Source organism: Methylopila capsulata, from assembly GCF_016907975.1.
GTDB lineage: Bacteria > Pseudomonadota > Alphaproteobacteria > Rhizobiales > Methylopilaceae > Methylopila > Methylopila capsulata.
This window is the reverse complement of sequence record NZ_JAFBCY010000003.1, coordinates 506437-533173: the sequence shown is the minus strand read 5'-3', so window position 1 is coordinate 533173 and position 26737 is coordinate 506437. Positions and strand designations below refer to the sequence as shown.

Here is a 26737-nt window from a genome sequence, read left to right as displayed (position 1 = left end):
TAACAGAGCGAGGTCAAGCGACGCCAGACCGATCCTGCGGCCCGAGAGCCGCGCGAAGGGCGGGCTCGAGCCCGATCTCGCTGACATCGAGATTGAGCTTCCGAGCCAGCGCGTTGCGAGCGCGGTTGACGCGGCTTTTGACGGTTCCCACGGCGCAGCCCGCGATCTCGGCGGCCTCCTCGTAGGAGAATTCGGCGGCGCCGATCAGCACCAGCGCCTCGCGTTGCTCCTCCGGGAGACCATCGAGCGCCTTCCGGAAGTCCACGAGATCCATGTGGCCGTTCTGGGCCGGAGCGACGGCGACGCTTTCGGCGAACACGCCGTCGGTGTCCTGCACCTCACGTTTCCGCCGCCGGATATCCGAGATGTAGACGTTGCGAAGGATGGTGAAGAGCCAGGCGCGCATGTTCGTGCCCTCGGTGTAGCTTCCGAGGTTCCGCCAAGCCTTGACCAGGGTTTCCTGAACCAGGTCGTCCGCTCGGTCGATCTGGCCGGAAAGCGACACGGCGAAGGCGCGCAGGCTAGGTATGTGAATCAGCAGTTCGTCGCGCGGGGGCCGCGGCTGCGCCTCGCTCATCGCGCACCGTTCTGACGCGCGTCCGTATCGTCGGCGGGCGGATCAACCTGCTTGGCGTCAAGTTCGGCTAGCAGTTCAAGAAAACGATCCGGCACAGGCTGGTTCAGAATGTCGACATATCCGGCTCGGAGCTGACGTCCGATGTGCGACTGCACATCCGTATCAAGCTTCGTGTCGTCCGCCTTTCGTTGAGTCATCAAATCACCTTCATGCGAACGTGAAGCCCGCTTTCACGTTCTGCGCCATCGCAGCGCACGCCCCCGAACGCAACGGCCAAGCATGACGTCCAACGCTTGACGTTCCGCTAACGCTAAAAATCGATGAACCCAAACCGTTCGTTCGCCTACGCCTGCTCGTCAGCGCGATGCAAACGGCGATCCTTCGTTCAGACCCGCAACCTCGCCTTTGCTCACGGTGGTCACGCGCGCCACCCTGTCGTCGTGTCGAACCGCGACGGTCACGTTCACTCCGGACGCCGCGACCTCGGATGTAGGCCCGACGCCGGCCGCGACCAGACGGTCCGCCTTCGAAACCGTGGAAATCTGATCAGCGGGCACACCGCCCGACGAAAGGGCGAAAACTGCGACCGACACGCCAAGCGCGGCGATCAAGCACCGCCCGATCCGGCGGTGGTTCTCCGCAGCATGATCGCGACGGCCGAAGACGGGATACGCACGATATGGACTGTGGGTCAGGTAAGCCATGATCGTGTCCTCTAGTGGGTTCGGAGGAGCGGGCGGCGTTCTCAGTTTTCTGCGATCGCTCGCAGCATCCAGACGGCTTTCTCGTGGAACGCTAGCCGAGCGCTGAGCAGGTCGTGGGTGACGAAATCCTGCCTATCCTCCGCTTCGGCGGCGCCTTCGCGTATGACGCGCGCAAGGCTCTCGTGGTCGTCCGCGAGTTCCTCGATCATCGCCTGCGCGGTCGTCCGCGAACCGAGCGACAGCGCCTTGTCGAGGCCCGATGTCGCCTTCCCGGTCGGCATGACATGCCCAAGCGCGCGGATGCGCTCGGCCATCTGGTCGATCGCCGCGAACAGGTCGCGGTAGTGCTGCTGGGTGATCGTATGGATCGGCTGGAAAAGCGGCCCGGTGACATTCCAGTGGACCACCTGAGAGCGAAGCAACAGACGATAGGTCTGCACCGTCAGGTCGGTCAGCGTCTCCGCGATGATCTTTCGATCGGAGTCGCCCAAGCCCGTCCGGATCTTTTCTTCGCTTGAAGCGGCTACCTTGAGCGCCGTCGCTTTCGCCATCTTCGTCTCCCGGCCTGTCGCCGCGCCGGCCCATTTCGATCGGGCTCTCTGACGTCGTCGGAGCGATAACGCGGAGATGACAGGAAAGTTTCAGGGAGCGTGCGGCGGTATGCGACCGTCCAGAACGAACACGGGCCGGATCACCGATCCGGCCCGTGTTCGTTCTGGACAAAACCGCGAGAGCGGCCCTCAGGCGGGGGCGCGACCCGGGTTTCGCGCACGGGCGCCGAAGAACAGCGCCTGGCTGACGATCGCCTTCACCGTCGAGGCCTGGAAGGGCTTCGTGACGAGGAACACGGGCTCGGGCCGCGTGCCGCTCAGCAGGCGCTCGGGGTAGGCGGTGATGAAGATCACCGGCACCTCGAGCTTCGGCAGCATCTCCTGAACGGCCTCGAGGCCGGAGCTGCCGTCCGCGAGCTGAATGTCGGCGAGGACCAGCCCGGGATTCGTCTTCGCGGCCATGGCGACGGCTTCGGTGTGCGTGCGCGCCGTGCCCACCACCCGGTGACCGAGATCTTCGACCAGCTTGGCGAGATCCATGGAGATGATCGGCTCGTCCTCGATGATGAGCACGTCCGTTGCGACCTGCTCGGCGATTTCACGCCCGGCCTCGTCGATCGCGGTGTTGATCTCGCTGTGGGAGAGGCCGAGGATCTGGCCGGCTTCGGCCGGGGAAAACCCTTCGACGGACACGAGAAGGAACACCTGACGAGACCGAGGCGTGAGCGCCTCGATGGTGCGCTCCGCCTGCGCGGCCTCTAGCCCGGTCTCGACGTTCAGCGCCACCGACGACCATATCCGCGAGAATATGGCGTAAAGCCCAACGCGCGGGTCGGTGTCGGAAGGAAAGATCCGCGGGTCGGCGATCAGCGCCTTGAGCACGGCCGCGACGTAGGCGTCGCCGCTGTCCTGCCGCCCGGTCAGGGCGCGGGCGTAACGGCGGAGAAAGGGCAGGTGAGGTGCGATCGTGTCGGCAAGAGCCATGACGGGAATAATCCGGACAAGCGGTGTCGGTGCAGGAACGCAGCGGAAGCGCTGTGGCAGCGAAATGGCGCGGCGAGTGGAATGAGCAAGTCCTGCGTGCGGATGTCAACGACGCAGCGAAAGGACGATCTTCGCATACGCACGCCGATGCGGGTGGAATTTATCCCCTATCGACGGGCGCCAATGTGTGTTTTCACATAGCGGCGTCGTGTCGATTGAGGTCTCTACAGCTGCCGCGAGCCGCGGCCGTCCTAAGCCAATCTGCCGAGCGTGACCATGTTCGTGCGCTGCTCCCAGTGCTCCTTGCGAAAAAGGAATGCCTTCCGCCCGAAGACCGAGGAGGAGGTCGTTTTCCTGGAAACGCTGAAGTCCGAACATCTCCGCCTGCCGGCGGGAGCGGACATCATCCATCCCGAGCAGAACGGCGCCGAACTCTACACCGTCTTTTCCGGCTGGGCCTTCCGGTACAAGGAGTTGCCGGACGGACGGCGGCAGATTCTCAGCATCGCGCTTCCCGGCGACCTTCTGGGCCTGCAGGCCTCGCTGTTCGAGAAGGCGCTCTATGGCGCGATCGCCCTGACCGACGTCGAACTCTGCCTGATCCCGCGGCGGAAGCTCTGGAGCATCTTCGAGCGCATGCCGGCCTTCGCGTACGATCTGACGTGGCTTGCGGCGCAGTCCGAGGCGATCCTCGACGAAAACCTGCTCACCGTCGGGCGGCGCAGCGCGGCGGAACGCATCGCCTCGCTGTTCGCGGGGCTGTTCAAGCGCGCCGAGGCGCTCGGGCTCGTGCACGACCGGACGCTCGTTTTCCCGCTGACGCAGCAGCACGTGGCGGACGCGCTCGGCCTGTCGCTGGTGCACACCAACAAAACCATGGCCCGCCTCAAGAGCCTGGGCCTGTTCGCTCTCGCCGACGGCAAGCTCACGATCGACAATCCGCGCGCGATGGCCCGGTTTGCGCAGCACTTCGAGAAGGAGCTTTCGCCCCGCCCGATCCTGTGAGTCTTGGCTTCGATTATTAGCTTTCGACCACTTGAAGAGGCGAGCTCCGCGCCGAGATGACCCACCTGAGATTGTCCAAACGACGTCGAAGGAGGGATTTGATGGCTGTTCTTGTGACGGGCGGCGCCGGCTACATCGGCAGCCATATGGTGCTTGCGCTCAAGGACGCCGGACGCAGCGTCGTCGTGATCGACGATCTGTCCACGGGCTTTCGCCGGGCGGTGCCCGAGACCGTGCCTTTCGTGAAGGGGTGCGTGGGCGACGAGCGCCTCGTCGCGAAGACGATCATGGAGCATGGCGTCGACGCGATCGTCCATTTCGCGGGATCGATCGTCGTTCCGGACTCGGTGCGGGACCCTCTCGACTACTACCTCAACAACACCGTCCGCTCGCGCGCGCTGCTGGCCGCCGCGGTCGCCGGCGGCGTGAAGCGCGTGGTGTTCTCGTCGACCGCCGCGGTCTATGGCGAAGGATCGGACGAGCCGCTCACCGAAGACGAGCCGTTGGATCCGATCTCGCCCTACGGCGCCTCGAAGTTGATGACCGAGCGCATGCTGGCCGACATGTCGCGCGCCTATGGCCTCTCCTACGCCGCGTTGCGCTACTTCAACGTGGCGGGCGCCGACCCCGATGGCCGGGCCGGCCAGTCGAGCCCGCGCGCGACCCATCTGATCAAGGTCGCGGCCCAGGCGGCGCTCGGCGGCCGCAATCACCTCGAATGCTATGGCGATGACTATCCGACGCCGGACGGCACCTGCGTGCGCGACTACATCCACGTCAGCGACCTCGCGCACGCCCATCTTCTGGCGCTCGATCACCTCGAGGCCGGCGGCGACAGCTTCGTCGCGAACTGCGGCTATGGCCGGGGCGCGTCCGTCCTTGAGGTGATCGACGCCGTGAAGCGCTGCGCCGGCGTCGACTTTCCCGTGCACGTCGCCCCGCGCCGCGACGGCGACCCGGCGTCGCTGGTGGCCGACCCCACCCGCATCCGCGAGACGGTCGGCTGGCGTCCCCGCCATGACGACCTCGACTCGATTGTCGGCCACGCGCTGGCCTGGGAGCGTCAGGTGGCGGAGCGCGGCGCCGGTCAGGCTTGAACGCCAACGCCGTGCTCGGCGGCCGCGAGGCCGTCGAGATCGACATTCCCGCGCGCATGGACCGGCTGCCGTGGTCGCGGCTCCACCGCCTGATCGTGCTCGCCCTGGGCGTCACCTGGGTGCTCGACGGGCTCGAGGTGACCATCGTCGGGGCGCTCGCGCCGCGCCTGCAGGATCCGGGCGCGCTGGGCTTGAGCGACGCCGACATTGGCGCGCTCGCCTCGGCCTACCTCATCGGCGCGGTCGGCGGCGCGCTGGGATTCGGGTGGTTGACCGACCGGCTCGGCCGCAGGCTGATCTTCTTCACGACGCTCGGCGTCTACATCGTCGGCGTGCTGTTCTCGGCCTTCGCCTGGGACTTCTGGAGCCTCGCGCTGTTCCGGCTGATCACCGGGGTCGGCATCGGCGGCGAGTACGCCGCGATCAACTCCGCGATCGACGAACTGATGCCGGCGCGGCTGCGCGGCCGGATCGCGATCATCATCAACGGTAGTTTCTGGGCCGGCGCCGGCGTCGGGGCGCTGGCGAGCGTCGTCCTGCTCGACTCCGGGTGGTTCTCGGTCGATCTCGGCTGGCGGCTCGGCTTCGGCCTCGGCGCCGTGCTGGGGCTGCTCATCCTGTTCACCCGCCGGCACGTGCCGGAAAGTCCGCGCTGGCTCGCCTGCCACGACCGGATCGAAGAAGGCGAGGCGGTCGTCGCCGACATCGAGCGGCGCATCGAAGCCGAGACGGGCGAGACACTGCCGCCGGCGCGCGGATCGCTTAAGATCCATCCCGCCCGCACCTTCGGTTTCGGGGTGATCTTCCGCGCGATCTTCGGCGTCTATCGCGGTCGATCCGCCCTGGTGCTCGCGCTGATGATCGCCCAGGCGTTCCTCTACAACGCCGTGTTCTTCACCTACGGGCTGATCCTGACGAAGTTCTACGCGGTCGAGGCCGCCCACGTCGGGCTCTATCTCGTTCCCTTCGCCTTCGGCAACGTCATCGGGCCGCTGGTCCTCGGGCCTCTGTTCGACACGGTCGGACGGCGGAAGATGATCTGCCTGACCTATGTCGTCTCCGGTCTTCTGCTGCTCGTCACGGGCTGGCTGTTCGCGCAAGGCGCGCTGACGGCGGTCACGCAGACGCTCGCCTGGAGCGTGATCTTCTTCTTCGCCTCCGCCGCGGCGAGTTCCGCCTATCTCACCGCCAGCGAAGCCTTTCCGCTCGAGGTGAGGGCGCTCGCCATCGCGGTGTTCTACGCCATCGGCACCGGCCTCGGCGGCGTCGTCGCCCCTTACGTCTTCGGCGTGCTGATCGGGGGCGGCCAGCCCTGGCCGATCTTCCTCGGCTACGCCGGCGCAGCGCTGCTCATGATCGGCGCGGGCGCCGCGGCCCTGGTGTGGGGAATCGACGCCGAAGGGAAATCGCTCGAGGACGTCGCCGATCCGCTCTCGAAAGCCGCCTGACGGCCGTTGCCGAAGCCGGCGAGTTGCGGCACAAAGTCCGCGAACAATTGTATAGTCTCCGAACAATGGAGCGTCGGATGCCGGTCTCTCTCGTCGTGGAAACGTCCCTCCCGTCCGATCGCGCGACGGCGGTTCTCGCGGGTCGGGTCTGGCGGCCGGATGTGAGCGGCCCGAGCGTGGTCACGGTCCGCGACGATCGCGTGCTGGACGTAACCGCCGCCTTCGCCACCTCGCGGGACCTGTGCGAGGCGGTCGATCCCGCGGGCGAACTGGCCGCGACGCCCGGCGAAGATATCGGCGCGCTGGCCGACATCCTCGCGAACACCCCGCCCGACGGTCGCGACGCCAGCCGGCCGTGGCTGCTGTCGCCCATCGACCTGCAGGCCGTGAAGGCCGCGGGCGTCACCTTCCCGATCTCGACGCTCGAGCGCGTCGTCGAGGAGCAGGCGAAGGGCGCGCCCGAAAAGGCGGCGTCGTTTCGCGCCGAGATCGCGGCGACCATCGGCGCCGACCTTGCCGCTCTGAAGCCCGGGTCCGAGGAGGCCGCGGCGCTGAAGCGCGTGCTCGTCGCGAAGGGGTTGTGGTCGCAGTATCTCGAGGTCGGCATCGGGCCGGACGCCGAGGTCTTCACGAAGACCCAGGCGATGGCGAGCGTCGGATCAGGCTCGGACGTCGGCATTCATCCCATCTCCAACTGGAACAACCCCGAGCCGGAAATGGTGGTCGTCGTCTCGAGCGCGGGCCGCATCGTCGGCGCGACGCTCGGCAACGACGTCAACCTGCGCGACGTCGAAGGCCGCTCCGCCCTGTTGCTGAGCAAGGCCAAGGACAACACCGCCTCCGCCTCCGTGGGACCCTTCATCCGCCTGTTCGACGCCGGCTTCACGCTGGACGACGTGCGCAAGGCGGCGGTGACGCTGGAGGTCGTCGGCGACGACGGCTTCACGCTCGGCGGCGTCAGCCACATGGAGCAGATCGCACGCGATCCGGAGGATCTCGTCGGCCAGACCATCGGGCGGAACCACCAGTATCCCGACGGCTTCGTTCTCTATCTCGGGACGATGTTCGCGCCGATCGAGGATCGCGACACCCCGGGCGAGGGCTTCACCCACAAGGTGGGCGACGTGGTCACGATCGCGACCCCGACCCTCGGCGCGCTGGTGAACCGGGTCGTCCGGTGCCCCGACGCCGAGCGCTGGACCTTCGGCGCCGGCCATCTCATGCGGAACCTCGCCGCGCGCGGGCTGCTCTGATCCCGCAGGTTTGACCGGGACTGCGTCCATAGGCGTACGCCCGGGAGAAACTTTCGCCACACTCGCGACGTTTGGTCCCCGATTATAGGGTTCTGTGCGCGACCGCGCACGATTCGTCGCGCGGATTGGCGCGCTTGCGGCGCGAACGTCGTCTCAAACCAGCGAGGATGGCGTCTTGGCGGAAGGCAGTGCGACGACGCAGGCTGCGAAGCGCCCGGTTGGAGCGCCGGTCTCGTCGCGGGACTGGCGGCTGGACTTCTGGCGCGGGCTCGCGATCGTCTTCATCTTTTGGAACCACAGCGTCAACAACGTCATGAGCTGGCTCACGACGAAGAACTACGGCGTCTCGGATTCCGCTGAGCTCTTCGTGTTCCTGTCCGGTTTCGCGATGGCGAGCATGTTCGTCGGCAAGTTCCTCGATCGCCCGATCATGGCGATTCCCTACGGCTTCCAGCGCGCCTTCACGCTCTACCTCCACCACATCGCAGCCTTCGTCGTGATCGCGACGCTGGCCGTGCTGTACCGCGAGTACGCCGGCTCCAGCATCATGGAGCGGGACCTGTTCGTGCGCCCCTTCCTGGTCGCGACCGAGACGGTGCTGCCGAAGCTCGCGACGCTCGGCTACCTGCCGCCCCTGCTGGACATCCTTCCGCTCTACATCCTGCTCACGATCATGGTCGGCGTCCTGTTCTGGCTGTTCCGGGACCGGTGGTTCTTCTACGCGGCCTTCGCCGTCGGGGTCTGGACCTGGGCTCAGGTCTCCGGCGCGACCCTGTCGTCCTATCCCGACACCCGGCTCTGGACCTTCAACCCCTTCGCCTGGCAGGCGGTGTTCCTTGCGGGGTTCGCGATCTTCCTCGCACGCGAGGAGCCGTGGTTCCGGAACGTGATGGCGGCGCCCGCGGCGATCGCGCTGTCCATCACCATCGTCATCTTGGCCTTCATCGCCGCCGCGCCCTGGGCCACGCTCGGCCTCTACGAATGGCGGCCGCTCCGCTTCATCACGGACATCGCGGACAAGGCCAACGCGTCACCTGTTCGGCTGGCCCACTTCCTCGCCATGGCCCATCTCGCTGCGCTGTTCATCCGCAAGGAGAGCCGTTTGGGCGACACCCTGCTCGGCCGCTCCATGGTGCTGATCGGCCGCAAAAGCCTGCCGCTGTTCGTGATCTCCACGGTGTTCGCGGCCATGAGCCACGGCGTGTTCGACTGGTTCGGCCATGGCGTCGTCACGCAGGTGACGTTCTCGCTGCTGGGAGCGCTGATCCTCGTGGGCCTCGCCTACGTGTCCGAGGAGCTGCGGACGACCAAGCGCGTGACGCCCGCGCGTGCGCCGACGGGAGCGCCTGCGCCGCAGCCCCGCGAGGGCGCCCCGGTCGTCCCGGCGAACGCTCCGCCGGCGCCGCGCCGCAGCTGACACGCGGCTGGCCTCTTTATCCCGCGAAGCGTTCGTATAACCTCGCCTCCGACGACGGAGGCGAGGCACGAACCTCGTGCGCGCGACCGCCCGTCTCCTGCGATCCGAGTTTCGCTCCGCCGGCCGCCTCGGCCGCTTTCCGTCACGATCCGGAGGTCGAACGTCTCAATGAACGCCCCTGCGCCCGTCGTGCCGCCCCGCAAGATCCGTAAGCTCCTCGTCGCGAACCGCTCCGAGATCGCGATCCGCGTGTTTCGCGCCGCGGCGGAGCTCGGCATCCGCACCGTCGCGATCTACGCGGAGGAGGACAAGCTCTCGCTCCACCGCTTCAAGTCCGACGAGGCCTACCAGGTCGGCCATGGGATGGGCCCGCTCGAGGCCTACCTCTCGATCCCCGAGGTGATCCGTGTCGCGACCGAGGCTGGCGTCGACGCGATCCATCCCGGCTACGGCTTCCTGTCCGAGAGCCCGGAGTTCGCCGAGGCCTGCGCGGAGGCGAAGATCCTCTTCATCGGGCCGTCGCCGGACACGATGCGCTCGCTCGGCAACAAGGTCGCGGCGCGCAATCTGGCGGAAAGCGTTGGCGTGCCGGTGATGCCTGCGACCGCCCCGCTGCCGGACGATCCCGACGCCATCCGCAAGGCGGCCGAGGAGATCGGCCTGCCCGTCATGCTGAAAGCCTCCTGGGGCGGCGGCGGCCGCGGCATGCGCGTCATCCGCGACATGGCGAAGCTCATCGGGGAGGTGACGAACGCCAAGCGCGAGGCCAAGGCGGCCTTCGGCAAGGACGAGGTCTATCTCGAGAAGCTGGTCGAGCGCGCGCGCCACGTCGAGGTGCAGGTACTGGGCGACCGGCACGGCAACACCGTCCACCTGTTCGAGCGCGACTGCTCGGTGCAGCGACGCAACCAGAAGGTCGTGGAGCGCGCGCCGGCGCCCTACCTCGACGCCGAGACCCGCGCGGCGCTGTGCGAGAGCGGGCTCAAGATCGCCCGCGCCACCGACTACCTCGGCGCCGGCACGATCGAGTTCCTGATGAACGCCGACACCGGCGAGTTCTACTTCATCGAGGTCAACCCGCGCATCCAGGTCGAGCACACGGTGACCGAGGTCGTCACCGGCGTCGACATCGTGAAAGCGCAGATCAAGGTGATCGAAGGCGAGACGATCGGGACGCCGGAATCAGGCGTGCCGCTGCAGGGCGACATCCGCCTCAACGGCCATGCCTTGCAGTGCCGGATCACCACCGAGAACCCGGAAGACAACTTCATTCCGGACTACGGCCGGATCACCGCCTACCGCGGCGCCATGGGCTTCGGCATCCGCGTCGATGGCGGCACGGCCTATTCCGGGGCCGTGATCACCCGTTTCTACGATCCGATGCTGGAGAAGGTGACGGCCTGGGCGCCGACGGCCGAGGAGGCGTGCCTGCGCATGCAGCGCGCGATCAGCGAGTACCGCATCCGCGGCGTCGCCACGAACCTCGCGTTTCTCGAGAACGTGGTTCGGCACCCGACCTTCCTCGCCGGCGAGACCATCACCCGCTTCATCGACGAGACGCCGGCGCTGTTCGCCTTCGAGAAGCGGCAGGACCGGGCGACCAAGCTGCTGACCTATGTGGCCGACGTCACCGTCAACGGCCACCCGGAGGCCAAGGGCCGCGCCAAGCCGAAGCCCGGCGCGCAGGTTCCGACGCCGCCGGTGTTCGGCGGGGGCGGCCAGCCGTCCTCCGGTTCGCGCCAGCTGCTCGAAAAGCTCGGGCCGAAGAAGTTCGGCGAATGGATGCGCGCGGAAAACCGCGTGCTGTTCACCGATACCACCATGCGCGACGCCCACCAGTCGCTGCTCGCGACCCGCGTCCGCACCTTCGACATCGCGGCCTCCGCGTCGTCCTATGCGCAGGGCCTGCCGGAACTGCTCAGCCTCGAATGCTGGGGTGGGGCGACTTTCGACGTCGCCATGCGCTTCCTGACCGAGGATCCGTGGGAGCGCCTCGCCAAGATCCGGGAGGCCGCGCCGAACCTGCTGCTGCAGTGCCTGGTCCGCGGCTCGAACGGCGTCGGCTACGCGAACTACCCCGACAACGCGGTGGCCTACTTCATCGGCCAGGCTGCGAACGGCGGCGTCGACCTGTTCCGGGTATTCGACTGCCTGAACTGGATCGACAACATGCGCGTCACGATGGATGCGGTGAACGAGGCCGGGAAGATCTGCGAGGCCGCGATCTGCTACACCGGCGACGTTCTCGATCCGTCGCGGGCGAAATACGACCTCAAGTACTACGTCGATCTCGCGAAGCAGCTCGAGGCCGCCGGAGCCCACGTGCTCTGCCTCAAGGACATGGCGGGGCTGCTGAAGCCCGCAGCGGCCCGGCTGCTGGTCAAGACGCTGCGGGAGGAGACCGGGCTCCCGCTCCATCTCCACACCCACGACACCTCCGGCATCGCCGGCGCGACGCTGCTCGCCGCGATCGACGCCGGCGTCGACGCGGTGGACGCCGCCATGGACGCGTTCTCCGGCATGACCTCGCAGCCGTGCCTCGGCTCGGTGGTCGCGGCGCTGAAGGGCTCGGAGCGCGACAGCGGCCTCGACCTCGACGCCATCCGCGCGATCTCGCTCTATTGGGAGGCGGCGCGGGCGCAATACGCCGCCTTCGAGAACGACCTGCTGGCCCCGGCGTCGGAAGTGTATCTGCACGAGATGCCCGGCGGGCAGTTTACCAACCTCAAGGAGCAGGCGCGCTCCATGGGGCTGGAGAGCCGCTGGACCGAGGTCGCCCGCATCTACCGCGACGTCAACGACATGTTCGGCGACATCATCAAGGTGACGCCGACCTCCAAGGTCGTCGGCGACATGGCGCTCACCATGGTCTCGGCCGGGCTGACCCGCGCCGAGGTGGAGGATCCGGCGGTCGACGTCTCGTTCCCCGAAAGCGTCGTGCAGCTCATGAAGGGCGAGCTCAGCCAGCCGCCCGGCGGCTTCCCGAAGGGCATTCAGCAGAAGGTGCTGAAGGGTGAAGAGCCGATCGAGGGCCGGGCCGGAGCGCTGATGCCGCCGACCGATCTCGACGCCGCGAAGGTGGAGGTGGAGACCAAGATCGAGCGCGAGGTCTCCAGCTTCGAGCTCGCGTCCTACCTGATGTATCCCAAGGTCTTCGTCGACTATGCGCTGGCCGAAAAGAAGTACGGCCCGGTCTCGGCGCTGCCGACGCCGGTCTACTTCTACGGCCTGGCCGCCGGCGACGAGCTGGCGGTCGAGATCGAGCGCGGCAAGACGCTGATGATCCGCAACCTCGGCGTCGGCGAGACGGACGAGGAGGGCCAGGTGAAGGTCTTCTTCGAGCTCAACGGCCAGCCGCGCATCATCAAGGTGCCGAACCGCTTCGCCGCCAACGTGCGCGAGGCCCGGCGCAAGGCGGAGGACGGCAACCCCGCTCAGGTCGCCGCGCCGATGCCGGGGATCATTTCGACCGTCTCGGTCAAGACCGGCCAGCAGATCGCGCAGGGCGACGTGCTGCTCTCGATCGAGGCGATGAAGATGGAGACTTCGATCCACGCGGACCGCGGCGGGATCGTCAAGGAGGTGCTGGTGACGCCGGGTTCGCCGGTCGACGCCAAGGATCTGCTCGTGGTGATCGAGGAATGACGCGCGCGCCTGTGCGCAGACGAATCAGCCCGGCTTCGCGGCGGGCCTGCGGCTTGCTATCGTGGCGCCATGCGTGACGAGCGTCCTCAAGATATCCCATGCGCGAACGGCGGCCGGCGCGGCGGCGTTCCGCCGCTGCGCGAGGCGCTGAGGCGCGCGCGGGTCGAAGCGGCGGAACGAACCGACGTGGTGATCGGCCTCAAGCAAGCTGAGTTCGGGCGACTGGAGGCGCTGCGCGACGCGCTGGCGCCTGTCTTCGCCGATCTCCCCGCCGAGATCGACATCTTCGACGTCGGCCTCGTGCCTGGCGACCGGCCGCGGCTCTTCGTCGATATGGTCGCGTTCGTCGAGATGGCCCGCGATCGAAAGACCTACCGCTTCCTGCGCGACGGCCGGCATGGTCGCGCGGCGATCGCCGAAAGCGCTGAGGTCCAACCCATCGTCGACGCCGTGACGTCCTATGTCGCTCGCCGTCTCGTGGAGCGCGAGCGCCTGCTGGCGGACGACGCTTTCGACGACGCCGGCCCCGCGGTTGTGGACCAGCCGGCCGCAGCTCCAGTTCCGCCCCCGGTCCCGAAACGGCCTTCGCCCGTCTGGGCGCGCTTGCTTGCGGTGCTGTTCGCCTTCGGCGTCGGCGGCGCCTTCGGGGCGGCGCTTGTGATCGCCGTCATTGTGGCCGCCGCCAAGGGCCTGATGCCCTGGTTCATCTGAGCTGAGCGTCAGGCCACCGTAAAACGGTCGGTCTCGCCGATGGTCCCGTCGGGCTTCAACCCGCGGGTGATCGCCTCGCAGCGCCACGCGCCGGGTTCGCCCGAGACGACATAGAGATTGTAAGCCGCGGGCGGCTCGTGGCTGAACGGCCCGGCGGAGCAGGACGGCACCGCGATCACGGGGATCGCGCCGTCCGCCCCTTCGACCGACTGCCGGGCCGGTTCGTGATTGTGCCCGTGCAGGACAAGTTCGGCGCCTTCCGCCGCGAGAATGGCGCGCAGCTCCTTCTTGTCGCGCAAGCGACGCATCCAGGGCGTGCCGTCTTCGGCGACGGGATGATGCACCAGCACGATGCGAAACAGGCCCTCGGCCTTGAGGCTCCGCAGAAGAGGGCCCAGCGCGTCGCGCTGGCGCCGGCCGACCTCGCCGGTCGCGGCGAGCGGCAGGGTCGCGACGGCGGAGGACAGGCCGATCAACGCCACCAGCCCATGGCGGCGGACATAGGGGAAGCCTGGCGCGCCGTCGTCGCTCGACATGTGCGCGCCCCAGACGCGTGCGGGCGCGCTCGCCACGCGGCGGACATAGGCGTCGTGGTTGCCGGGGATCGCCGCCACCTTGTCCGGCGGGCCGAAGCGGCCGAGGAAGGCCGCGGCCGGCAGGAACTCGGACTCGAGACCGAGGTTCGTCAGGTCGCCCGTCACCGCGACGGCGTCCGGCGCCTCGTCGACGACGTCGGCGACGATCTGGTCGAGCACCGCCATGTCGTGCCAGCGTCGTCGGCGGCGGAACCAGTTGATCGCGCCGAGCCCGCGCTTCGACATGAGCTCGAAGACGGTGAAGCGGGGGAGGGGGCCGAGATGCGGATCGGAAAGGTGGGCGATGACGGTCACGGACGCCCTTATAGCTGCTTCGCGATCACATGCGCATCCGGCGCGCTCCAAAAACGACGACGCCGGCGCATGCGTTCCGCATGGCCGGCGCTCAACGGGGACTGAGTGCGCGAGACCGGGGTCTCAGTTGCCCGAGAAGGTCATCAGCGCGGCGATCGCGCGGCCGTTGGGGGCGCTCAGCGAGGGGCGCCACACGAACTCCGCCGTCCGCTTTTCAGCGCCGCGACGGAACGAAAACAGCCAAAACATCATAAGCCTCGTTTGCGGAGAGACGCGCCGTCGGTGGGGCGTCCTTCGATCTCCTGCGTCCCAAATAGGCATTCCGCCTCGATTTTCACCAGTCTTGCCCGAGATTGGCCGATATGCGGATTCGCCGTGCGGGCTCACGGCGTCGTGATCTGATGCGAAAAGCGGGCCGTTCTCGATGCTGAAGTCTCGCGTTCTCAGCTACTTGGTCGCGCGCTACGGACGGATGCGGCGCGCCATGACGCTCGGCGTCCGGGTGGCGGCGTTCGATGCGGAGGGGCGCGTGTTGCTCGTGCGTCACGGGTACGCGCCGGGCTGGCACCTACCAGGAGGCGCGGTGGATCCCGGTGAGAGCGCGCATGAGGCGGCGGTCCGCGAACTGCTTGAGGAGACCGGCGTCGTCGCCGGCGACGACCTCGCGCTGCACGGGCTGCATTTCAATCCGGGATTCGGCGGCCGCGACCACGTCGCGACCTTCGTCACGCGGGCGGTCCGGATCGGGCCGGAGCCGGCGCCGAACCGCGAGATCGTGGAGCGGCGGTGGAGCCGGCTCGACGACCTGCCAGAGGGCGTCACGCCGGCGACCCGGAGGCGGCTGCTCGAACTCAGCGAGGCTGGCGCCGGCGCCCCGCGCTGGTAAGGGGAAGCGGCCGGACGCTAGCCGAGCGCCTGCCGGCCATGCGGCGCGTCGTAGTCGAGCGCCGGGCCGAGGGGGATCACCCGGGTCGGGTTGATGGTCGTGTGCGACCAGTAATAGTGCGTCTTGATGTGCGCAAGGTTCACGGTCTCGGCGACGCCCGGCGTCTGATAGAGATCGCGCAGATAGCCGGACAGGTTGGCGTAGTCCGCGATCCGGCGCCGGTTGCACTTGAAGTGGCCGACATAGACGGGATCGAACCGGACGAGCGTGGTGAACAGCCGCCAATCGGCCTCCGTCGCCTCGGATCCCAGCAGGTAGCGCCGGTCGGCGAGGCGGGCGTCGAGCGCGTCGAGTTCGGCGAACAGCGCCTCGAACGCCTCCGCGTACGCCTCCTGCGTGGTCGCGAACCAGGCCTTGTAGACCCCGTTGCTCACCCGGTCGTAGACGCGCGCGTTCACGGCGTCGATCTCGGCGCGGAGCGGCTCGGGATAGAAATCGGTCGTGTCGCCGGTCAGCCCGTCGAAGGCCGAGTTGAACATGCGGATGATCTCGGCGCTCTCGTTCGAGACGATCGTCGCCCGCTGGTCGTCCCAGAGGACCGGGACGGTCACGCGCGTGGTCACGCCGGGATCGGCCTTGAGGTAGATGTCGGACAGACGCCGGGCGCCGTTGCGTTCGTCCGGCGTCGCCCCGGGGAAGTCGCCGAAGACCCAGCCGTCGCCGCCCATGCGGGGATCGACCACCGCCACCGGGATCAGGTCCTCGAGACTCTTGAGCTTGCGGAAGATCAGCGTGCGGTGCGCCCAGGGGCAGGCGAGCGAGACGTAGAGCCTGTAGCGCCCCGCCTCCGCCCTGAAGCCGCCGTCGCCGCTCGGGCCGGGCGCGCCGTCGGGCGTGATCCAGTTGCGGAAGCTCGCGGCCTGCCGCTCGAACCGCCCGCCGGACTTCGACGTGTCGTACCACTGATCCCGCCAGACGCCGTCGACAAGCAACCCCATGCGATCCTCCCTGAGCGATCGGGTTAACATAAGGCGACATCCGGGTTAACGGGCGTGCGGCGGCGCAGGGCTTTGCGTGCGCGTGCGCGGCGTGCTACGCGCTCGGCCGTCATGACGCTCGACCTCAGGCTCATCTCCCGACGACGGATCGTCCGCCGCGCCCTCGCCGGCGCGCCCCGTCCGTACGCCTGACCGCCGGGGAGCGCCCGGCCGGTCGATCGCCTCCCTCATCCGTCCGAGCGTCCCATGACTTCGCTTCCGCTAGCGCTCCTCCACGAGCAGCCGTCCGACGAGGCGGCCATCGACTATCTGCAGGAGCGGGCCTTCGGCCCCGGCCGCTTCGCCCGTTCGGCGTACCGGCTGCGGGAGGGGGTGGCGCCGGCGCGCGACCTCTCGTTCGTCGCCCGCGTCGGCACCTTCCTGGTGGGGTCGAACCGGATGACGCCGATCCTGATCGGCGGCCGCGAGGCGCTGCTGCTCGGGCCGCTGGTTGTGGACCCCGCCTTCCGCAGCAAGGGGATCGGCCTCGCGCTGCTGAACGCCTCGCTCGAGGCGGCCGCGACCAACGGCCACCGTCTCGTGATGCTGGTCGGCGACGAGCCCTATTACGCCCGGGTCGGCTTCACGCGGGTGCCGGCCGGTCGGGTCTCGCTCCCGGGGCCGGTCGATCCGCGGCGGGTGCTGTGGCGGGCGCTTGTCGAGGGCGCCGAGGACGGCGTCGCGGGCGAAGCGCGGCGCGCCGCCTGACGGCTCAGCCGCAGGTCGCCGCCTCCGCGAGCGCGATCACGGCGCCGATGCAGACGAGCAGCAAGCCGATCGGGATCAGGAACAGCCCGACCACGTACTTCAGCGTGTCGATCCCGTAGCTCACCAGCATCCAGCCGAACGCCTTGGTCCGCTCGCCCTGGCGGCAGCCGTCGTCCTTCTTCTCCTCGGCCGCCATGAGCGAGACCAGGGCGGGGGCTGCGGCGACGCCGGCGTGGGCCGGAGCGCGCAGCGGCGCGGCGAGGCAGGACAGGCAGAGCAGCAGCCGGAACAGCGTGGTGCAGCGGATCATGCCGTCGCCTCTTCGGATGCGCGCCACAGCGGCAGCGTGACGACCTGGACAAGCCCGCCGGCCGGACGGTTCGCGACGGCGAGCTCGCCGGAATTGCGGCGGATGATCTCGCGGGCGATCGCCATGCCGAGGCCGGCGCCGGGCGTCGGCGCTTTGCGTGCGGGATCCACGCGGAAAAACGGTTCGAAAACCCGTTCGAGCAGCGCGTCCGGAATGCCCGGCCCGGAGTCCTCGATCGCGACGATAACCGACTGCGCGGTGACCGTCACGGCGACCGCTGCCGCCTGCCCGTGGGTCGCGGCGTTGACGACGAGATTGCGAAGCGCGCGCTTCATGGCGTGGGGACGGACATCCGAGACGGCGGGGGACGCTCGCGTCATCCGCACGTCGAGCCCGATCTCGGCGAGCTCCGCGATGATGTCGCCCATCATCGCGTCGATCCGCGCCGGATGTCGGGCGTCGGGGTCGACTTCCTCGCGCACAAGGCGGATGGCGCTGTCGGCGATCCGGTCCAGTTCGGCCAGATCCGCCAGCCAGCGGTCGCGGTCCTCGCCCTCGGGAATGAACTCGGCGCGAAGCCGCATGCGGGTCATCGGCGTTCGGAGGTCGTGTCCCGCCGCCGCCACCAGCCGCATGCGGCTCTCCATCGCGTTCCGAAGGCCCGACGACAGGCGGTTGATCGCCTGCGCCGCGGCGCGCACCTCGGGCGGGCCGCGCTCGGGCAGGGGGGCGAGTTCGCCGTCCGGGCCGACCGCCGCGGCGGCGCGCTCCAGCATGCGCAGCGGCTGGGTGACCCGCAGCACCGCGAAGGTGACGACGCCGGCGGTGCCGGTCGCGATCAGGAGCAGCCAGAACGCGAACACGATCCAATCCTTGCGAGGAGGACCGCCGCGCAGCGTTTCGGCGGAGGTGAGCCATCGGCCGTCCCGCAGCCTGACGGCCGACAGCGGCGGCCCGTCCTCCGCCTCGAGGATCACGACCGAGGTTTCGACGCCGCGTCGGGCCAGCAGAGCGGAGGCGGCGTCGCTTTCCTGGCGCAGCTCCCGACCGTCGGGCGGCGCGGCGGCGATCTGCAGGCCGTGGATGGCGGCCAGCCGATCAGCGTCGCCCGGCGAGGCGTCGAACAGCAGCGCGCTTGCGAGCGCGAGGCGGTCGAACGCGCGGTAGCCGCCGCCCATCGGCCCGCCGGGAGGGCCAAGCAACTGGACCGCGAGAAGCGTCACCAGCGCGATCACGACGACGATCGCGATCGTCAGCAGCGCCGCGATGCGGATGCCGAGGCCGCTCATGCGTCGGCGCCGTCCGTCTCGACCCGGGCCGTGAGCTGGTAGCCGCCATTGCGAAGCGTCTTGAGGATCTGGAACGTGCCGCCGTCGCCGAGCTTGCGGCGCACCCGGCTGACCAGCACGTCGATCGAGCGGTCGAAGGGGCCGGCGCCGCGCCCCTGGGTGATGTCGAGCAACTGCTCGCGCGACAGCACGCGGCCCGGCCGCTCCAGGAACGCGATCAGCAGGTCGAACTCCGCCGCCGTGAGCGGGATTTCGGCGTCCGCGGTGTCGGCCACGCGGCGCGCGTCCTTGTCGACGACGAACTCGGCGAAGCGGAACACCTTGCCGCGCGCCGTCGTCCCGGCGGCGGAGCGCTCGACCGTGCGGCGCAGGACCGCCCGGATGCGGGCGACCAGCTCCCGCGGGTTGAACGGCTTGCCGATGTAGTCGTCGGCACCGATCTCCAGGCCGATGATGCGGTCGACGTCCTCCTTCAGCGCCGTGAGGAGGATTACGGGCACCGTCGAGGTCTTGCGCAGGTCGCGGCAGAGGTCGATCCCGGACGCGTCGGGCAGCAGCACGTCCAGCACGATGAGGTCGATGCGGCCGTCTCCGAGCCGCTCCCGCAGCTCCTTGCCGTCGGAAGCCGTGGAGACGCGAAAGCCCTGCGTCAGCAGATAGCGGCTGAGGAGTTTCCGGATCTCTTCGTCGTCGTCGACGACGAGGATGTGTGTGGCGTCGGCCATGATCGTCCGTCTCGCTGATCGTCCCGGAGGATCGCTAGCCCGCCGCGGACACGCGGCGCCAGATTTTGTGTAACCGAAGCTTGCGGATCGGCCCTGAGCAACATTCGGACATGGTTTATAACAAAACGGACATGTATTATTATGCTACGACCTCTGCGTGAAACCGTCGACGCCGAAGGTGACGGCGTCCGGAATCAACAGCAGAGGAGCGTTCCGTTGAAAACGCTCAGTTCCATTCTTTTCGGCGCGTCCGCGGGCGTCGCCGCGTTCGCGGCCGTCGCCGTGGCGTCGGGCGCCCCGGCCATCGAGGCTTCGAAGGATCAGACGTCGGTTCACGAAATGAAGGTGGCCCAGCTCGATAGCGGCGAGGGGCGTCCTTCGCGCGGCATGATGGGGCCCGGCGCCGATTTCCCTCCGCCGGGGCGCGAAGGTCCGCCGCCCGGTCCGCACGGACGTCCGCACGGTCCGTTTGGTCCTCTTGGGCCGCTTGGCCTTGCTGCAAAGCTGAGCGTCGAGGAGACGGCGATCGGCATTCGCGCCGCGCAGCTCGACGCCTGGCGCGACTACGCCGACGCGCTTCAGGCCGTGCTCGCGCCGCCGCCTCCGCCTCCGCCGTCAAAGGATGTGGCGAAGGATCCGTTCGCGCTGCCGGAGGCTCTGGCCTCGCATGCCGAAGAGCGCGGCAAGGCCGGAACGGCGCTCAAGACGGCGGTCGCCACGCTGCGCAGCCAGCTCACGCCGGAGCAAGTGGTTCGCGCGGCCAGGGTGATGGCGCCGCCTCCGCCGCCGCCCGGTATGGCGCCGCATGAGTTTCCCGCAGGCCCGCACGAGGGCCTTGGGGGAGCGGAACCCGGTCCATCGTCCCCCCGCTGACCGGGTTTCCCGAGCGGGCGTCGTCCTAAGCGCGCCCGCTCGTTTCGGAGCCGACGTCCCCCGTCCGGGGTCGTCGGCTCCGTTGCGTTTGAGGGCGTCCCCACGAGCGGTCGGGACCGCCCCCGGCTGGGCGGGGGTCGGGCTCCTCGTCCTTGCAGCTATAGGTCGCGGCGGAAGGGTTGCGGTCGCGGAGCGGGATCGCAGGGGCCGTCGAAAGTATGACATGCGTGCGAGGCGCTCTCTCATTGTTCCCCCTATCCCCTTGCGATAGGGAGGACGAGATTTGCCGCATAAATGTCGGGAGTGGGAACGTGGCGCACAACATTCTAATTCTTGGAGCGTCTTACGGCTCGTTGCTCGCGACGAAGTTGCTGATGGCCGGGCACAACGTCACCCTGGTGTGCCGTCGGAAGACCGCGGACCTCATCAACGACGAAGGCACCGAGGTTCGCATCAAGCTGCGTGACGAGCCGACGCACCGCGCGATCTTTTCGCGCGACCTGCCGGGAAAGCTGGACGCCACGACGCCCCAGGACGTCGACGTCTCGCGCTACGATCTGGTCGGCCTTGCGATGCAGGAGCCGCAGTACGCCAACCACACGATCCGCGTGCTGATGATCAAGATCGCGGAGGCGAAGCTGCCGTGCCTGTCGATCATGAACATGCCGCCGCTGCCCTACCTCAAGCGGATCCCGGGCCTTGAGGGGATGGATCTCGAGGAGGCCTTCACCAACGCGCAGGTCTGGGAGCGCTTCGAGCCGGGCCTGATGTCGCTCTGCTCGCCGGACCCGCAGGCCTTCCGGCCCCCGGAAGAGGGCGCGAACGTCCTGCACGTTGGCCTGCCCACCAACTTCAAGGCCGCGACCTTCGCGGACGAGGCGCACAACCGGATGCTTCGCGAGCTTGAGGCGGACATCGACGCCGTCCGGCTCGACGGCCACGACGTGCCCGTGAAGCTCAAGGTGTTCGACTCGCTGTTCGTGCCGCTGGCCAAGTGGTCGATGCTGCTCACCGGCAACTACCGCTGCATCACCGCCGGCGAGCCCCAGTCGATCCGCGAGGCGGTGCACGGCGACATCGACCTGTCGCGGTCGATCTACGAGCACGTCGACGCCGTCGCCCGCCGTCTGGGCGCCGACCCCCAGGACCAGGTGCCGTTCGAGAAGTACGCCAAGGCGGCGGAAAGCCTGCTCAAGCCCTCGTCCGCGGCCCGCGCCGTGGCGAGCGGCGCCCCGTTCATCGAACGGGTGGACCTGCTGGTGAAGCTGGTGTCGCACCAGCTCGGCCTGCCCAACGCGGCGATCGACGAGACCGTCCGGACCGTCGACGGCCGGCTGAACGAGAGCATCGTTTAAGCTGCGCCGGACCTGACCCGAGCCGCAGCGGCGACCGATCACCGCGGGCCGCTGCGGAACGGCGTTCCGGGCGGACCGTCTCAGGACGTAATCGACGTCGCCGCGCGCCCTATCTGTCGCGCGGCGCGTCTTCGGCCGGGAAGTCGAGCGCGAAATGCGCGCCCGCGCCGGAGCTTCGCCAGTCCGGCCGCCCGCCGATCTGCCCCGAGAGGCTGGCGATCAGCTTCATGCCCAGGCTCGAGGATGTCTGGGCGTCGAAGGCTTCGGGCAGGCCGGGCCCCTGATCGTGAACCTCGAGCCGCAGCAGGCCCGCCCGCGTCGGTTTGATCGCGATGCGCACCTCGCCCTTTCCCTCGGGGTAGGCGTATTTGAACGCGTTCGTGACCAGTTCGTTGATGAGCAGCGCCAACGGCACCGCCTGATCCGTCGGCAGGCTGACGGGCGCGAAGTCATAGGCCAGCGTCAGGCCGGGGGCCGCCGTCGACCGGATCTGGTTGCAGAGGTCTCCCATGAAATCGGCGAGATTGATGGTTTTCACCTCGTCCTGCCGCCACAGCCTGTCGTGCACCTGGGCGATGGTCTGGACGCGCGCCTGCGCGTCGGCGAGGGACTGCTTCAGTTCGGCGTTGGACGACATCCGCCCCTGCAGCGCCAGCAGACTGGCGACGATCGACAGGCTGTTCTTCACCCGGTGGCTGATCTCGCGCGTCAGCACCTCCTGATGCGCCAGCGCCCGCTCCAGCTCGGCCTCGCCGGCCTGGGCGCGCGCCTCGCTCGCGATCAGCGCCGCCTCGAACTGCTGGCGTTCGATCGCGACGCCCAACAGATTGGCGAAGCCCTGCATGAAGGCGAGGTCGGCTTCGGTGAAGCGCCCCTCCGTCGGGCTGTCCACTTCGAGGATGCCGAACCGCTTGCCCTCGCCCTGAACAACGACGTTGATCGCCCGCCTGACGCCGTGCTCGAGCAGGAGACTTGGCGTGCGGAAGCGGGTTTCCCCCTCCAGGTGGTTTGAAATCACGGGTTCGCCGGTCTGGAACGCGTATCCGGTCGGGCTTTCAACGTCGGCGCCGATGCGGGCGTGGCCCACAACGCCCGGTTTCCAGCCGACCCCCGCCCTCACGACAAACTGCTGCTCCTCGGGCAGGAACTCCATCGCCTTGCAGTACTCGCTGTGAAGACCGAGGGCGCACACCCGCGTCGCTTCCTGCAGCAACGCCAGCGTGTCGAAGGTCCGCAACGCGAAATGCCCGTACTCGGCCGTCAGCTGTTGCTGGCGAAGCCGGTAGGCCAATTCCTCCGCGGCCCCGCCGCCCTCTTCCGGGGCGACGGCCGGAGCGGTCGTGGGGTCGTCATGCATGGCGCGTTCTCGTGGGCCCGGAGCCGCGGCGCGGTTCTGGAGGACGCCCGCTCTCGTGAGAGACGCCGGATCGGCCTGCGGTCGTTGCTCCAATAACCACACTTACGCGCCGCTTCGCCAGCGGAGCCGACCCTATCGATCGCCGTCGCCGGCCGCGCGTTCGCATCCGCCGGCCTCGCTCGTTTTTAGGGCACAGCTTCCATGACCGGACGCCGCACGCCGAAGAGCGCGCGGGTCTGGCGGCGGCTCCGCACGATCTGATCGCGCTTTTCATCTGGACGCTACGGCACATCCGCCTTCTCAGGAGCTGTCATGATTACGATCAACGCCAAATCGGCGGCCTTCGACGCCACGGGCATCGATTTCGAAGCCTACGTCCGCGGTCAGTTCGTCGCCGACACCACCGGCTCCGGCTTCCCCGTGTTCGACAACAGCAGCGCCTTCACCGGCGAAGAGATGTTCATCGGCTACGGGACCGAGGCGACGTCGAAGTACGTCCTGGCGCACGGCCAGGTCGAATACGCGTTCGGAACGCACACCGTGGCCGGCACGATCAACACGATCGAGTACGGCACGATCGGCGACGGCTCCTACGACGCTGACGGCTACTTCACCGGCGGCAACGTCGCCCTGACGATCACGGGCCTCGACCTGAGCAACCCGGTCCCGGCGGACAACACCGAAGCGGTCGGGATCGAGGCGACCGGGCCGGTGCACAACTTCGCGCTCGCCCACATGTACGGCGCCTCCGGCGACCAGGCGCGCTTCGACACCTTCGCGGACGCGCTGGACTCCCAGGCGCAGTCCTTCCTCGGATCGCGCGGCGACGACGTCTATGTCGGAACGGCGTTCAACGACGTCATCCGGAGCAACGCCGGCGACGACCGCATCACCGGCGGCGGCGGCGACGACAAGATCTACGGCAGCCGCGGCGTCGACACGGCGGTCTACAGCGGAAACCGGGCGGACTACGCGATCACCCGCGACCTGGCGGGCGTCGTGCACGTCGTCGATCTGCGCACCGGCGCGACCTCGGACGGCGCCGACCAGCTCGTCGACGTCGAGCAGCTCGAATTCGCCGACGGCGCGCTCGACGCCTCGACCATCGCGGCGGGCGGCATGCTCACCCTGGACGCCAGCGGGGCGTCGACCGGCGTCGACATGACGACCTTCCTGGCCGACTTCTTCGCGGGCGTCGCCTCCGGCGCAGCCTACAAGTTCTATGGCGGCACGCCGGACCAGGCCTTCGGCGGCACCTACTACATGAACGGCGACCAGCTCGCGTACGAGTACACGGAAGGCGGCGTCGCGACCGACGCGCGCCTGGTGTTCGGCGGCGAAGAGCTCGCCTACGACTTCATCCACCACGGCTCGCAGTACGGCCACGGCATCACCGGCGCCCTCGACAGCCTGACGTTCGGGGCCTGGACCGCGGACACCACCGGCACGGAAGGCGTCGGTTCCTCCGGCCTGATCCAGAATCTGTACGAGGCGCTGAAGATCACCGGCCTCGGACTGGACGCCGCGCCGGGCGCCGGTTCGTCCAACCCCGTCCACCTGCTGCACAACGCGGCGCGGGCGGGCGACGCTTCGGCGTTCGAGGACCTCATCGCCGGGCGCGCGCAGCACTTCATCGGCAGCGACGGGGACGACGTCTACGTGGGCAGCGCCTTCGCGGACCTGGTCGAGGGCGGCGCGGGCTCCGACACGCTCGACGGCGGCCTGGGCGCGGACACCCTGAGCGGGGGACTGGGCAACGACACCTACTATGTCGACAACTCGCGCGACACGGTGATCGAAGCGGCCGGCGAGGGCAGGGACACGATCGTCGCCTCCGCCGACTTCAAGCTCGGGGCCCGCGTTGCGGTTGAATCCCTGATCGCCGCGGACGGCTCCGACGCGGATCTGACGGCGAATCGGTACGTCCGGACCCTCATCGGCTCCGACGGCGACAACCGTCTCGACGCTTACGCCGGGCAGAAGACCGTCACCGGCGGGGCAGGCGAGGACACCTTCGTGTTCACCGTCGACGTGCGGAAGAGCGCGGCGCTGATCTCCGACTTCACCTCCGGCGAGGATTCGATCGAGCTGAGCTCGAAGGTGTTCAGCGCGCTCGGGCTGGGCGCGCTCGACGCCGGCTCGTTCGTCCTCGGCTCGGCCGCGCTCGATGCGGATGACCACATCCTCTACGACTCGAGCACCGGCTCGCTGTTCTACGACGCCGACGGCGTCGGCGGCTCCGCGGCCCTGCTGTTCGCGACGCTCACCTCGACCCCGACGCTCTCCGCCGCCGACTTCCTGGTGGCGTAAGGCGCAAGGCGAGCCTCCCGGAGCTTAAAGGGACACGCCCCGAAAGGCCCGCTCTCCCGAGCGGGCCTTTCGGCCGTTTCGCCTCCGCGCCAGAAGGCTCGCCGTCGGCCGTCCGGGACCTATCTCGCGCTGGGTGCGCAGCGCGGGCCCAGGCGACGGATGAAGATCGCGACGTTCAACGTCAACGGCGTGAACGGCCGCCTGGCCGTGCTTCTGCGGTGGCTGGAGCAGGCGCAGCCCGACGTCGTCTGCCTGCAGGAGCTGAAGGCGCCGCAGGGCAAGTTCCCGGTCCGCGAGATCGCCGCGGCGGGCTACGGCGCGGTCTGGCGCGGGCAAAGGAGCTGGAACGGCGTCGCCATCCTGGCCCGCGGCGCCGACCCCATCGAGACCCGCGGCGCGTTGCCGGGCGATCCCGACGACGCGCAGAGCCGCTACATCGAGGCGGCCGTCAAGGGCGTCCTGATCGGCTGTCTCTACCTGCCCAACGGCAATCCCGCGCCGGGCCCAAAGTTCGACTACAAGCGCGCATGGTTCGAGCGTCTCAAGGCCCACGCCGCGGAGATGCTCGCCGCCGAGGTCCCGATGGCGCTCGTGGGCGACTTCAACGTCATGCCGACGGAGCTCGACGTCTACAAGCCCGAGCGCTGGACCGACGACGCGCTGTTCCGGCCGGAGATCCGCGCCGCGTTTCGGGAGCTGGTCGAGCAGGGCTGGCTCGACGCGATCCGGGCGCTGCATCCGGAGGAGCGCATCTACACGTTCTGGGACTACGTCCGGAACGCCTGGGACCGGAACGCCGGCCTGCGGCTCGACCATCTGCTCCTGAGCCCCGCGGTGGCGGGCCGGCTGACGGAGGCCGGGGTCGACCGCGAGGTGCGCGGCTGGGAGCACGCCAGCGACCATGCGCCGGCCTGGATCAGGCTGGCCCCGACGGCCAAGGCGAAGCGGAAGCCCCGCGCGTCCAGGCGGACCCCGCCGGACGCCTGACGGTGAGGCCTATCGTCGTGGAAGGTCGAGGTGGGCGGGCGTCATCCCGGCGCGACTGCGCTCTTACCCGAGGGGCGAGGCCTTCAGGACAAGCAGGGGCGGACACTCCGACTCCGGCCAAAGCTGAACGAGGTATCGATCCGCGCCGTCGAGCCCGTCGTCGCTCAAGGTGTCGAGGCCGGAAAAGCTCACGCGCAGGCCGATCGGTCCTGCGGGGACGGCGAGGCGCGGCGCCGTCGCTTCATCGTCGGTCATGCCGGCGAGAACGAGGCGTCCGGTCGGAGAGCTGAACCCGGCGTCGGCCACGTGGTCAAAAGCGTCGATATCCGGCGCGGGGCGCTGGTCGAGCCACTCGACGCGCACCGGCACGCTCATGTTGCGGGCGGTGTGAACGACGATTCCATGGGCGCCCGCCACGACGCGGCGGGCGATGCTCTCGTCCGAGTAATCCTCAGGCAGCTCGGCGTGATCCTCGTCGCGCAGATAGATCTGGAAGTAGTCCGCGAAGATCTCGCCTTCATAGAGTGTGCGCACGAAGTCCTCCGACGTCCGATAAGTTATGAAGTCTTGCCTCAAGCGACGGTCGCGAGCGGTTCCGCCGCGCTTCGACGGTTCGTG

General features: G+C 68.7%; 26 protein-coding genes. 13 read left to right on the top strand and 13 right to left on the bottom strand.

Going from position 1 to position 26737, the window contains the following annotated elements:
- Positions 1–13: 13 nt before the first annotated feature.
- From JOD31_RS13700 to JOD31_RS13680, 5 genes are all read right to left on the bottom strand, one after another.
- On the bottom strand, positions 14–577 hold the full coding sequence (locus JOD31_RS13700) for a sigma-70 family RNA polymerase sigma factor (protein ID WP_204950897.1): 564 nt from the start codon (positions 575–577) through the stop codon (positions 14–16).
- Positions 574–774, bottom strand: coding sequence for a NepR family anti-sigma factor (locus tag JOD31_RS13695; RefSeq protein WP_204950896.1), 201 nt, complete (start codon positions 772–774; stop codon positions 574–576). The genes JOD31_RS13700 and JOD31_RS13695 overlap by 4 nt, the downstream gene beginning before the upstream one ends.
- Positions 775–933: 159 nt before the next feature.
- Positions 934–1281: a hypothetical protein gene (locus JOD31_RS13690; protein WP_204950895.1), complete on the bottom strand. Its 348-nt coding sequence runs from the start codon at positions 1279–1281 to the stop codon at positions 934–936.
- Positions 1282–1322: 41 nt separating this feature from the next.
- Entirely contained in the window at positions 1323–1832 is a 510-nt protein-coding gene (locus JOD31_RS13685; RefSeq protein ID WP_204950894.1) for a Dps family protein, read from the bottom strand.
- A gap of 189 nt (positions 1833–2021) precedes the next feature.
- Positions 2022–2816: a response regulator gene (locus tag JOD31_RS13680; RefSeq protein WP_204950893.1), complete on the bottom strand. Its 795-nt coding sequence runs from the start codon at positions 2814–2816 to the stop codon at positions 2022–2024.
- A 303-nt stretch (positions 2817–3119) separates the two neighbouring features.
- Here JOD31_RS13680 and JOD31_RS13675 point away from each other — a divergent pair, with 303 nt between their 5' ends.
- The 7 genes from JOD31_RS13675 to JOD31_RS13645 all read left to right on the top strand — a co-directional run bounded on the left by JOD31_RS13675 (position 3120) and on the right by JOD31_RS13645 (position 13392).
- Positions 3120–3821: a Crp/Fnr family transcriptional regulator gene (locus tag JOD31_RS13675; RefSeq protein WP_246482501.1), complete on the top strand. Its 702-nt coding sequence runs from the start codon at positions 3120–3122 to the stop codon at positions 3819–3821.
- Between the two features lie 101 nt (positions 3822–3922).
- Positions 3923–4918, top strand: coding sequence for a UDP-glucose 4-epimerase GalE (galE, locus tag JOD31_RS13670; RefSeq protein WP_204950891.1), 996 nt, complete (start codon positions 3923–3925; stop codon positions 4916–4918).
- A gap of 56 nt (positions 4919–4974) precedes the next feature.
- On the top strand, positions 4975–6366 hold the full coding sequence (locus tag JOD31_RS13665; RefSeq protein ID WP_210341536.1) for an MFS transporter: 1392 nt from the start codon (positions 4975–4977) through the stop codon (positions 6364–6366).
- A gap of 77 nt (positions 6367–6443) precedes the next feature.
- Positions 6444–7619 carry a fumarylacetoacetate hydrolase family protein gene (locus tag JOD31_RS13660; protein ID WP_204950890.1) on the top strand — a complete coding sequence of 392 codons (1176 nt, stop codon included), beginning with the start codon at positions 6444–6446 and terminating at the stop codon, positions 7617–7619.
- 175 nt (positions 7620–7794) lie between these two features.
- Entirely contained in the window at positions 7795–9036 is a 1242-nt protein-coding gene (locus JOD31_RS13655; protein WP_204950889.1) for an OpgC family protein, read from the top strand.
- A gap of 168 nt (positions 9037–9204) precedes the next feature.
- The gene (pyc, locus tag JOD31_RS13650) at positions 9205–12681 is read left to right on the top strand and encodes a pyruvate carboxylase (RefSeq protein ID WP_204950888.1); all 3477 of its coding nucleotides are present in this window, start codon (positions 9205–9207) and stop codon (positions 12679–12681) included.
- A 69-nt stretch (positions 12682–12750) separates the two neighbouring features.
- Positions 12751–13392 carry a hypothetical protein gene (locus JOD31_RS13645; RefSeq protein WP_204950887.1) on the top strand — a complete coding sequence of 214 codons (642 nt, stop codon included), beginning with the start codon at positions 12751–12753 and terminating at the stop codon, positions 13390–13392.
- 8 nt (positions 13393–13400) lie between these two features.
- Here JOD31_RS13645 and JOD31_RS13640 read toward each other — a convergent pair whose 3' ends face one another.
- Positions 13401–14282: a metallophosphoesterase family protein gene (locus tag JOD31_RS13640; RefSeq protein ID WP_204950886.1), complete on the bottom strand. Its 882-nt coding sequence runs from the start codon at positions 14280–14282 to the stop codon at positions 13401–13403.
- A 123-nt stretch (positions 14283–14405) separates the two neighbouring features.
- The gene (locus JOD31_RS19650) at positions 14406–14531 is read right to left on the bottom strand and encodes a hypothetical protein (protein ID WP_271206187.1); all 126 of its coding nucleotides are present in this window, start codon (positions 14529–14531) and stop codon (positions 14406–14408) included.
- Positions 14532–14706: 175 nt separating this feature from the next.
- Here JOD31_RS19650 and JOD31_RS13635 point away from each other — a divergent pair, with 175 nt between their 5' ends.
- The gene (locus JOD31_RS13635; RefSeq protein ID WP_204950885.1) at positions 14707–15168 is read left to right on the top strand and encodes an NUDIX domain-containing protein; all 462 of its coding nucleotides are present in this window, start codon (positions 14707–14709) and stop codon (positions 15166–15168) included.
- A gap of 17 nt (positions 15169–15185) precedes the next feature.
- On the opposite strand, the gene JOD31_RS13630 is transcribed toward JOD31_RS13635, so the two are convergent.
- Positions 15186–16166: a glutathione S-transferase family protein gene (locus JOD31_RS13630; RefSeq protein ID WP_204950884.1), complete on the bottom strand. Its 981-nt coding sequence runs from the start codon at positions 16164–16166 to the stop codon at positions 15186–15188.
- 246 nt (positions 16167–16412) lie between these two features.
- Between JOD31_RS13630 and JOD31_RS13625 the strand changes: the two genes are divergently transcribed.
- Positions 16413–16913 (top strand): GNAT family N-acetyltransferase, encoded by a 501-nt coding sequence (locus tag JOD31_RS13625; protein WP_204950883.1) that lies wholly within the window; start codon positions 16413–16415, stop codon positions 16911–16913.
- Between the two features lie 4 nt (positions 16914–16917).
- Here the strand turns inward: JOD31_RS13625 and JOD31_RS13620 are convergent, their stop codons facing one another.
- Genes JOD31_RS13620 through JOD31_RS13610 form a run of 3 tightly spaced genes read right to left on the bottom strand, consistent with a single transcriptional unit; the run spans position 16918 to position 19237 of the window.
- Complete coding sequence (locus tag JOD31_RS13620) at positions 16918–17223, bottom strand: hypothetical protein (protein ID WP_204950882.1); 306 nt, start codon at positions 17221–17223, stop codon at positions 16918–16920.
- Positions 17220–18512 (bottom strand): ATP-binding protein, encoded by a 1293-nt coding sequence (locus JOD31_RS13615; protein WP_204950881.1) that lies wholly within the window; start codon positions 18510–18512, stop codon positions 17220–17222. The genes JOD31_RS13620 and JOD31_RS13615 overlap by 4 nt, the downstream gene beginning before the upstream one ends.
- Complete coding sequence (locus JOD31_RS13610) at positions 18509–19237, bottom strand: response regulator (protein ID WP_204950880.1); 729 nt, start codon at positions 19235–19237, stop codon at positions 18509–18511. The genes JOD31_RS13615 and JOD31_RS13610 overlap by 4 nt, the downstream gene beginning before the upstream one ends.
- Positions 19238–19453: 216 nt before the next feature.
- Between JOD31_RS13610 and JOD31_RS13605 the strand changes: the two genes are divergently transcribed.
- Together JOD31_RS13605 and JOD31_RS13600 are read left to right on the top strand one after the other, a co-directional pair.
- Positions 19454–20110 (top strand): Spy/CpxP family protein refolding chaperone, encoded by a 657-nt coding sequence (locus JOD31_RS13605; protein ID WP_204950879.1) that lies wholly within the window; start codon positions 19454–19456, stop codon positions 20108–20110.
- A 311-nt stretch (positions 20111–20421) separates the two neighbouring features.
- Positions 20422–21465: a ketopantoate reductase family protein gene (locus JOD31_RS13600; RefSeq protein WP_204950878.1), complete on the top strand. Its 1044-nt coding sequence runs from the start codon at positions 20422–20424 to the stop codon at positions 21463–21465.
- 109 nt (positions 21466–21574) lie between these two features.
- Here JOD31_RS13600 and JOD31_RS13595 read toward each other — a convergent pair whose 3' ends face one another.
- Positions 21575–22822, bottom strand: coding sequence for a sensor histidine kinase (locus JOD31_RS13595; RefSeq protein WP_204950877.1), 1248 nt, complete (start codon positions 22820–22822; stop codon positions 21575–21577).
- A 312-nt stretch (positions 22823–23134) separates the two neighbouring features.
- Between JOD31_RS13595 and JOD31_RS13590 the strand changes: the two genes are divergently transcribed.
- Together JOD31_RS13590 and xth are read left to right on the top strand one after the other, a co-directional pair.
- Positions 23135–25132: a calcium-binding protein gene (locus JOD31_RS13590; RefSeq protein ID WP_204950876.1), complete on the top strand. Its 1998-nt coding sequence runs from the start codon at positions 23135–23137 to the stop codon at positions 25130–25132.
- 159 nt (positions 25133–25291) lie between these two features.
- Complete coding sequence (xth, locus tag JOD31_RS13585; RefSeq protein ID WP_204950875.1) at positions 25292–26119, top strand: exodeoxyribonuclease III; 828 nt, start codon at positions 25292–25294, stop codon at positions 26117–26119.
- Between the two features lie 63 nt (positions 26120–26182).
- Here xth and JOD31_RS13580 read toward each other — a convergent pair whose 3' ends face one another.
- Entirely contained in the window at positions 26183–26653 is a 471-nt protein-coding gene (locus JOD31_RS13580) for a hypothetical protein (RefSeq protein ID WP_204950874.1), read from the bottom strand.
- Between the last annotated feature and the right edge of the window lie 84 nt (positions 26654–26737).

Bases quoted from the DNA above. Each gene is read 5' to 3' on its own strand.
- JOD31_RS13695 (WP_204950896.1), bottom strand. From the start codon at position 774: ATGACTCAACGAAAGGCGGACGACACGAAGCTTGATACGGATGTGCAG.
- JOD31_RS13660 (WP_204950890.1), top strand. From the start codon at position 6,444: ATGCCGGTCTCTCTCGTCGTGGAAACGTCCCTCCCGTCCGATCGCGCG.
- JOD31_RS13630 (WP_204950884.1), bottom strand. From the start codon at position 16,166: ATGGGGTTGCTTGTCGACGGCGTCTGGCGGGATCAGTGGTACGACACG.
- JOD31_RS13610 (WP_204950880.1), bottom strand. From the start codon at position 19,237: ATGGCCGACGCCACACACATCCTCGTCGTCGACGACGACGAAGAGATC.
- xth (WP_204950875.1), top strand. From the start codon at position 25,292: ATGAAGATCGCGACGTTCAACGTCAACGGCGTGAACGGCCGCCTGGCC.
- JOD31_RS13680 (WP_204950893.1), bottom strand. From the start codon at position 2,816: ATGGCTCTTGCCGACACGATCGCACCTCACCTGCCCTTTCTCCGCCGT.
- JOD31_RS13645 (WP_204950887.1), top strand. From the start codon at position 12,751: ATGCGTGACGAGCGTCCTCAAGATATCCCATGCGCGAACGGCGGCCGG.
- JOD31_RS13625 (WP_204950883.1), top strand. From the start codon at position 16,413: ATGACTTCGCTTCCGCTAGCGCTCCTCCACGAGCAGCCGTCCGACGAG.
- JOD31_RS13700 (WP_204950897.1), bottom strand. From the start codon at position 577: ATGAGCGAGGCGCAGCCGCGGCCCCCGCGCGACGAACTGCTGATTCAC.
- pyc (WP_204950888.1), top strand. From the start codon at position 9,205: ATGAACGCCCCTGCGCCCGTCGTGCCGCCCCGCAAGATCCGTAAGCTC.
- JOD31_RS13590 (WP_204950876.1), top strand. From the start codon at position 23,135: ATGATTACGATCAACGCCAAATCGGCGGCCTTCGACGCCACGGGCATC.
- JOD31_RS13665 (WP_210341536.1), top strand. From the start codon at position 4,975: ATGGACCGGCTGCCGTGGTCGCGGCTCCACCGCCTGATCGTGCTCGCC.
- JOD31_RS13685 (WP_204950894.1), bottom strand. From the start codon at position 1,832: ATGGCGAAAGCGACGGCGCTCAAGGTAGCCGCTTCAAGCGAAGAAAAG.
- galE (WP_204950891.1), top strand. From the start codon at position 3,923: ATGGCTGTTCTTGTGACGGGCGGCGCCGGCTACATCGGCAGCCATATG.
- JOD31_RS13690 (WP_204950895.1), bottom strand. From the start codon at position 1,281: ATGGCTTACCTGACCCACAGTCCATATCGTGCGTATCCCGTCTTCGGC.
- JOD31_RS13635 (WP_204950885.1), top strand. From the start codon at position 14,707: ATGCTGAAGTCTCGCGTTCTCAGCTACTTGGTCGCGCGCTACGGACGG.
- JOD31_RS13620 (WP_204950882.1), bottom strand. From the start codon at position 17,223: ATGATCCGCTGCACCACGCTGTTCCGGCTGCTGCTCTGCCTGTCCTGC.
- JOD31_RS19650 (WP_271206187.1), bottom strand. From the start codon at position 14,531: ATGTTTTGGCTGTTTTCGTTCCGTCGCGGCGCTGAAAAGCGGACGGCG.
- JOD31_RS13595 (WP_204950877.1), bottom strand. From the start codon at position 22,822: ATGCATGACGACCCCACGACCGCTCCGGCCGTCGCCCCGGAAGAGGGC.
- JOD31_RS13615 (WP_204950881.1), bottom strand. From the start codon at position 18,512: ATGAGCGGCCTCGGCATCCGCATCGCGGCGCTGCTGACGATCGCGATC.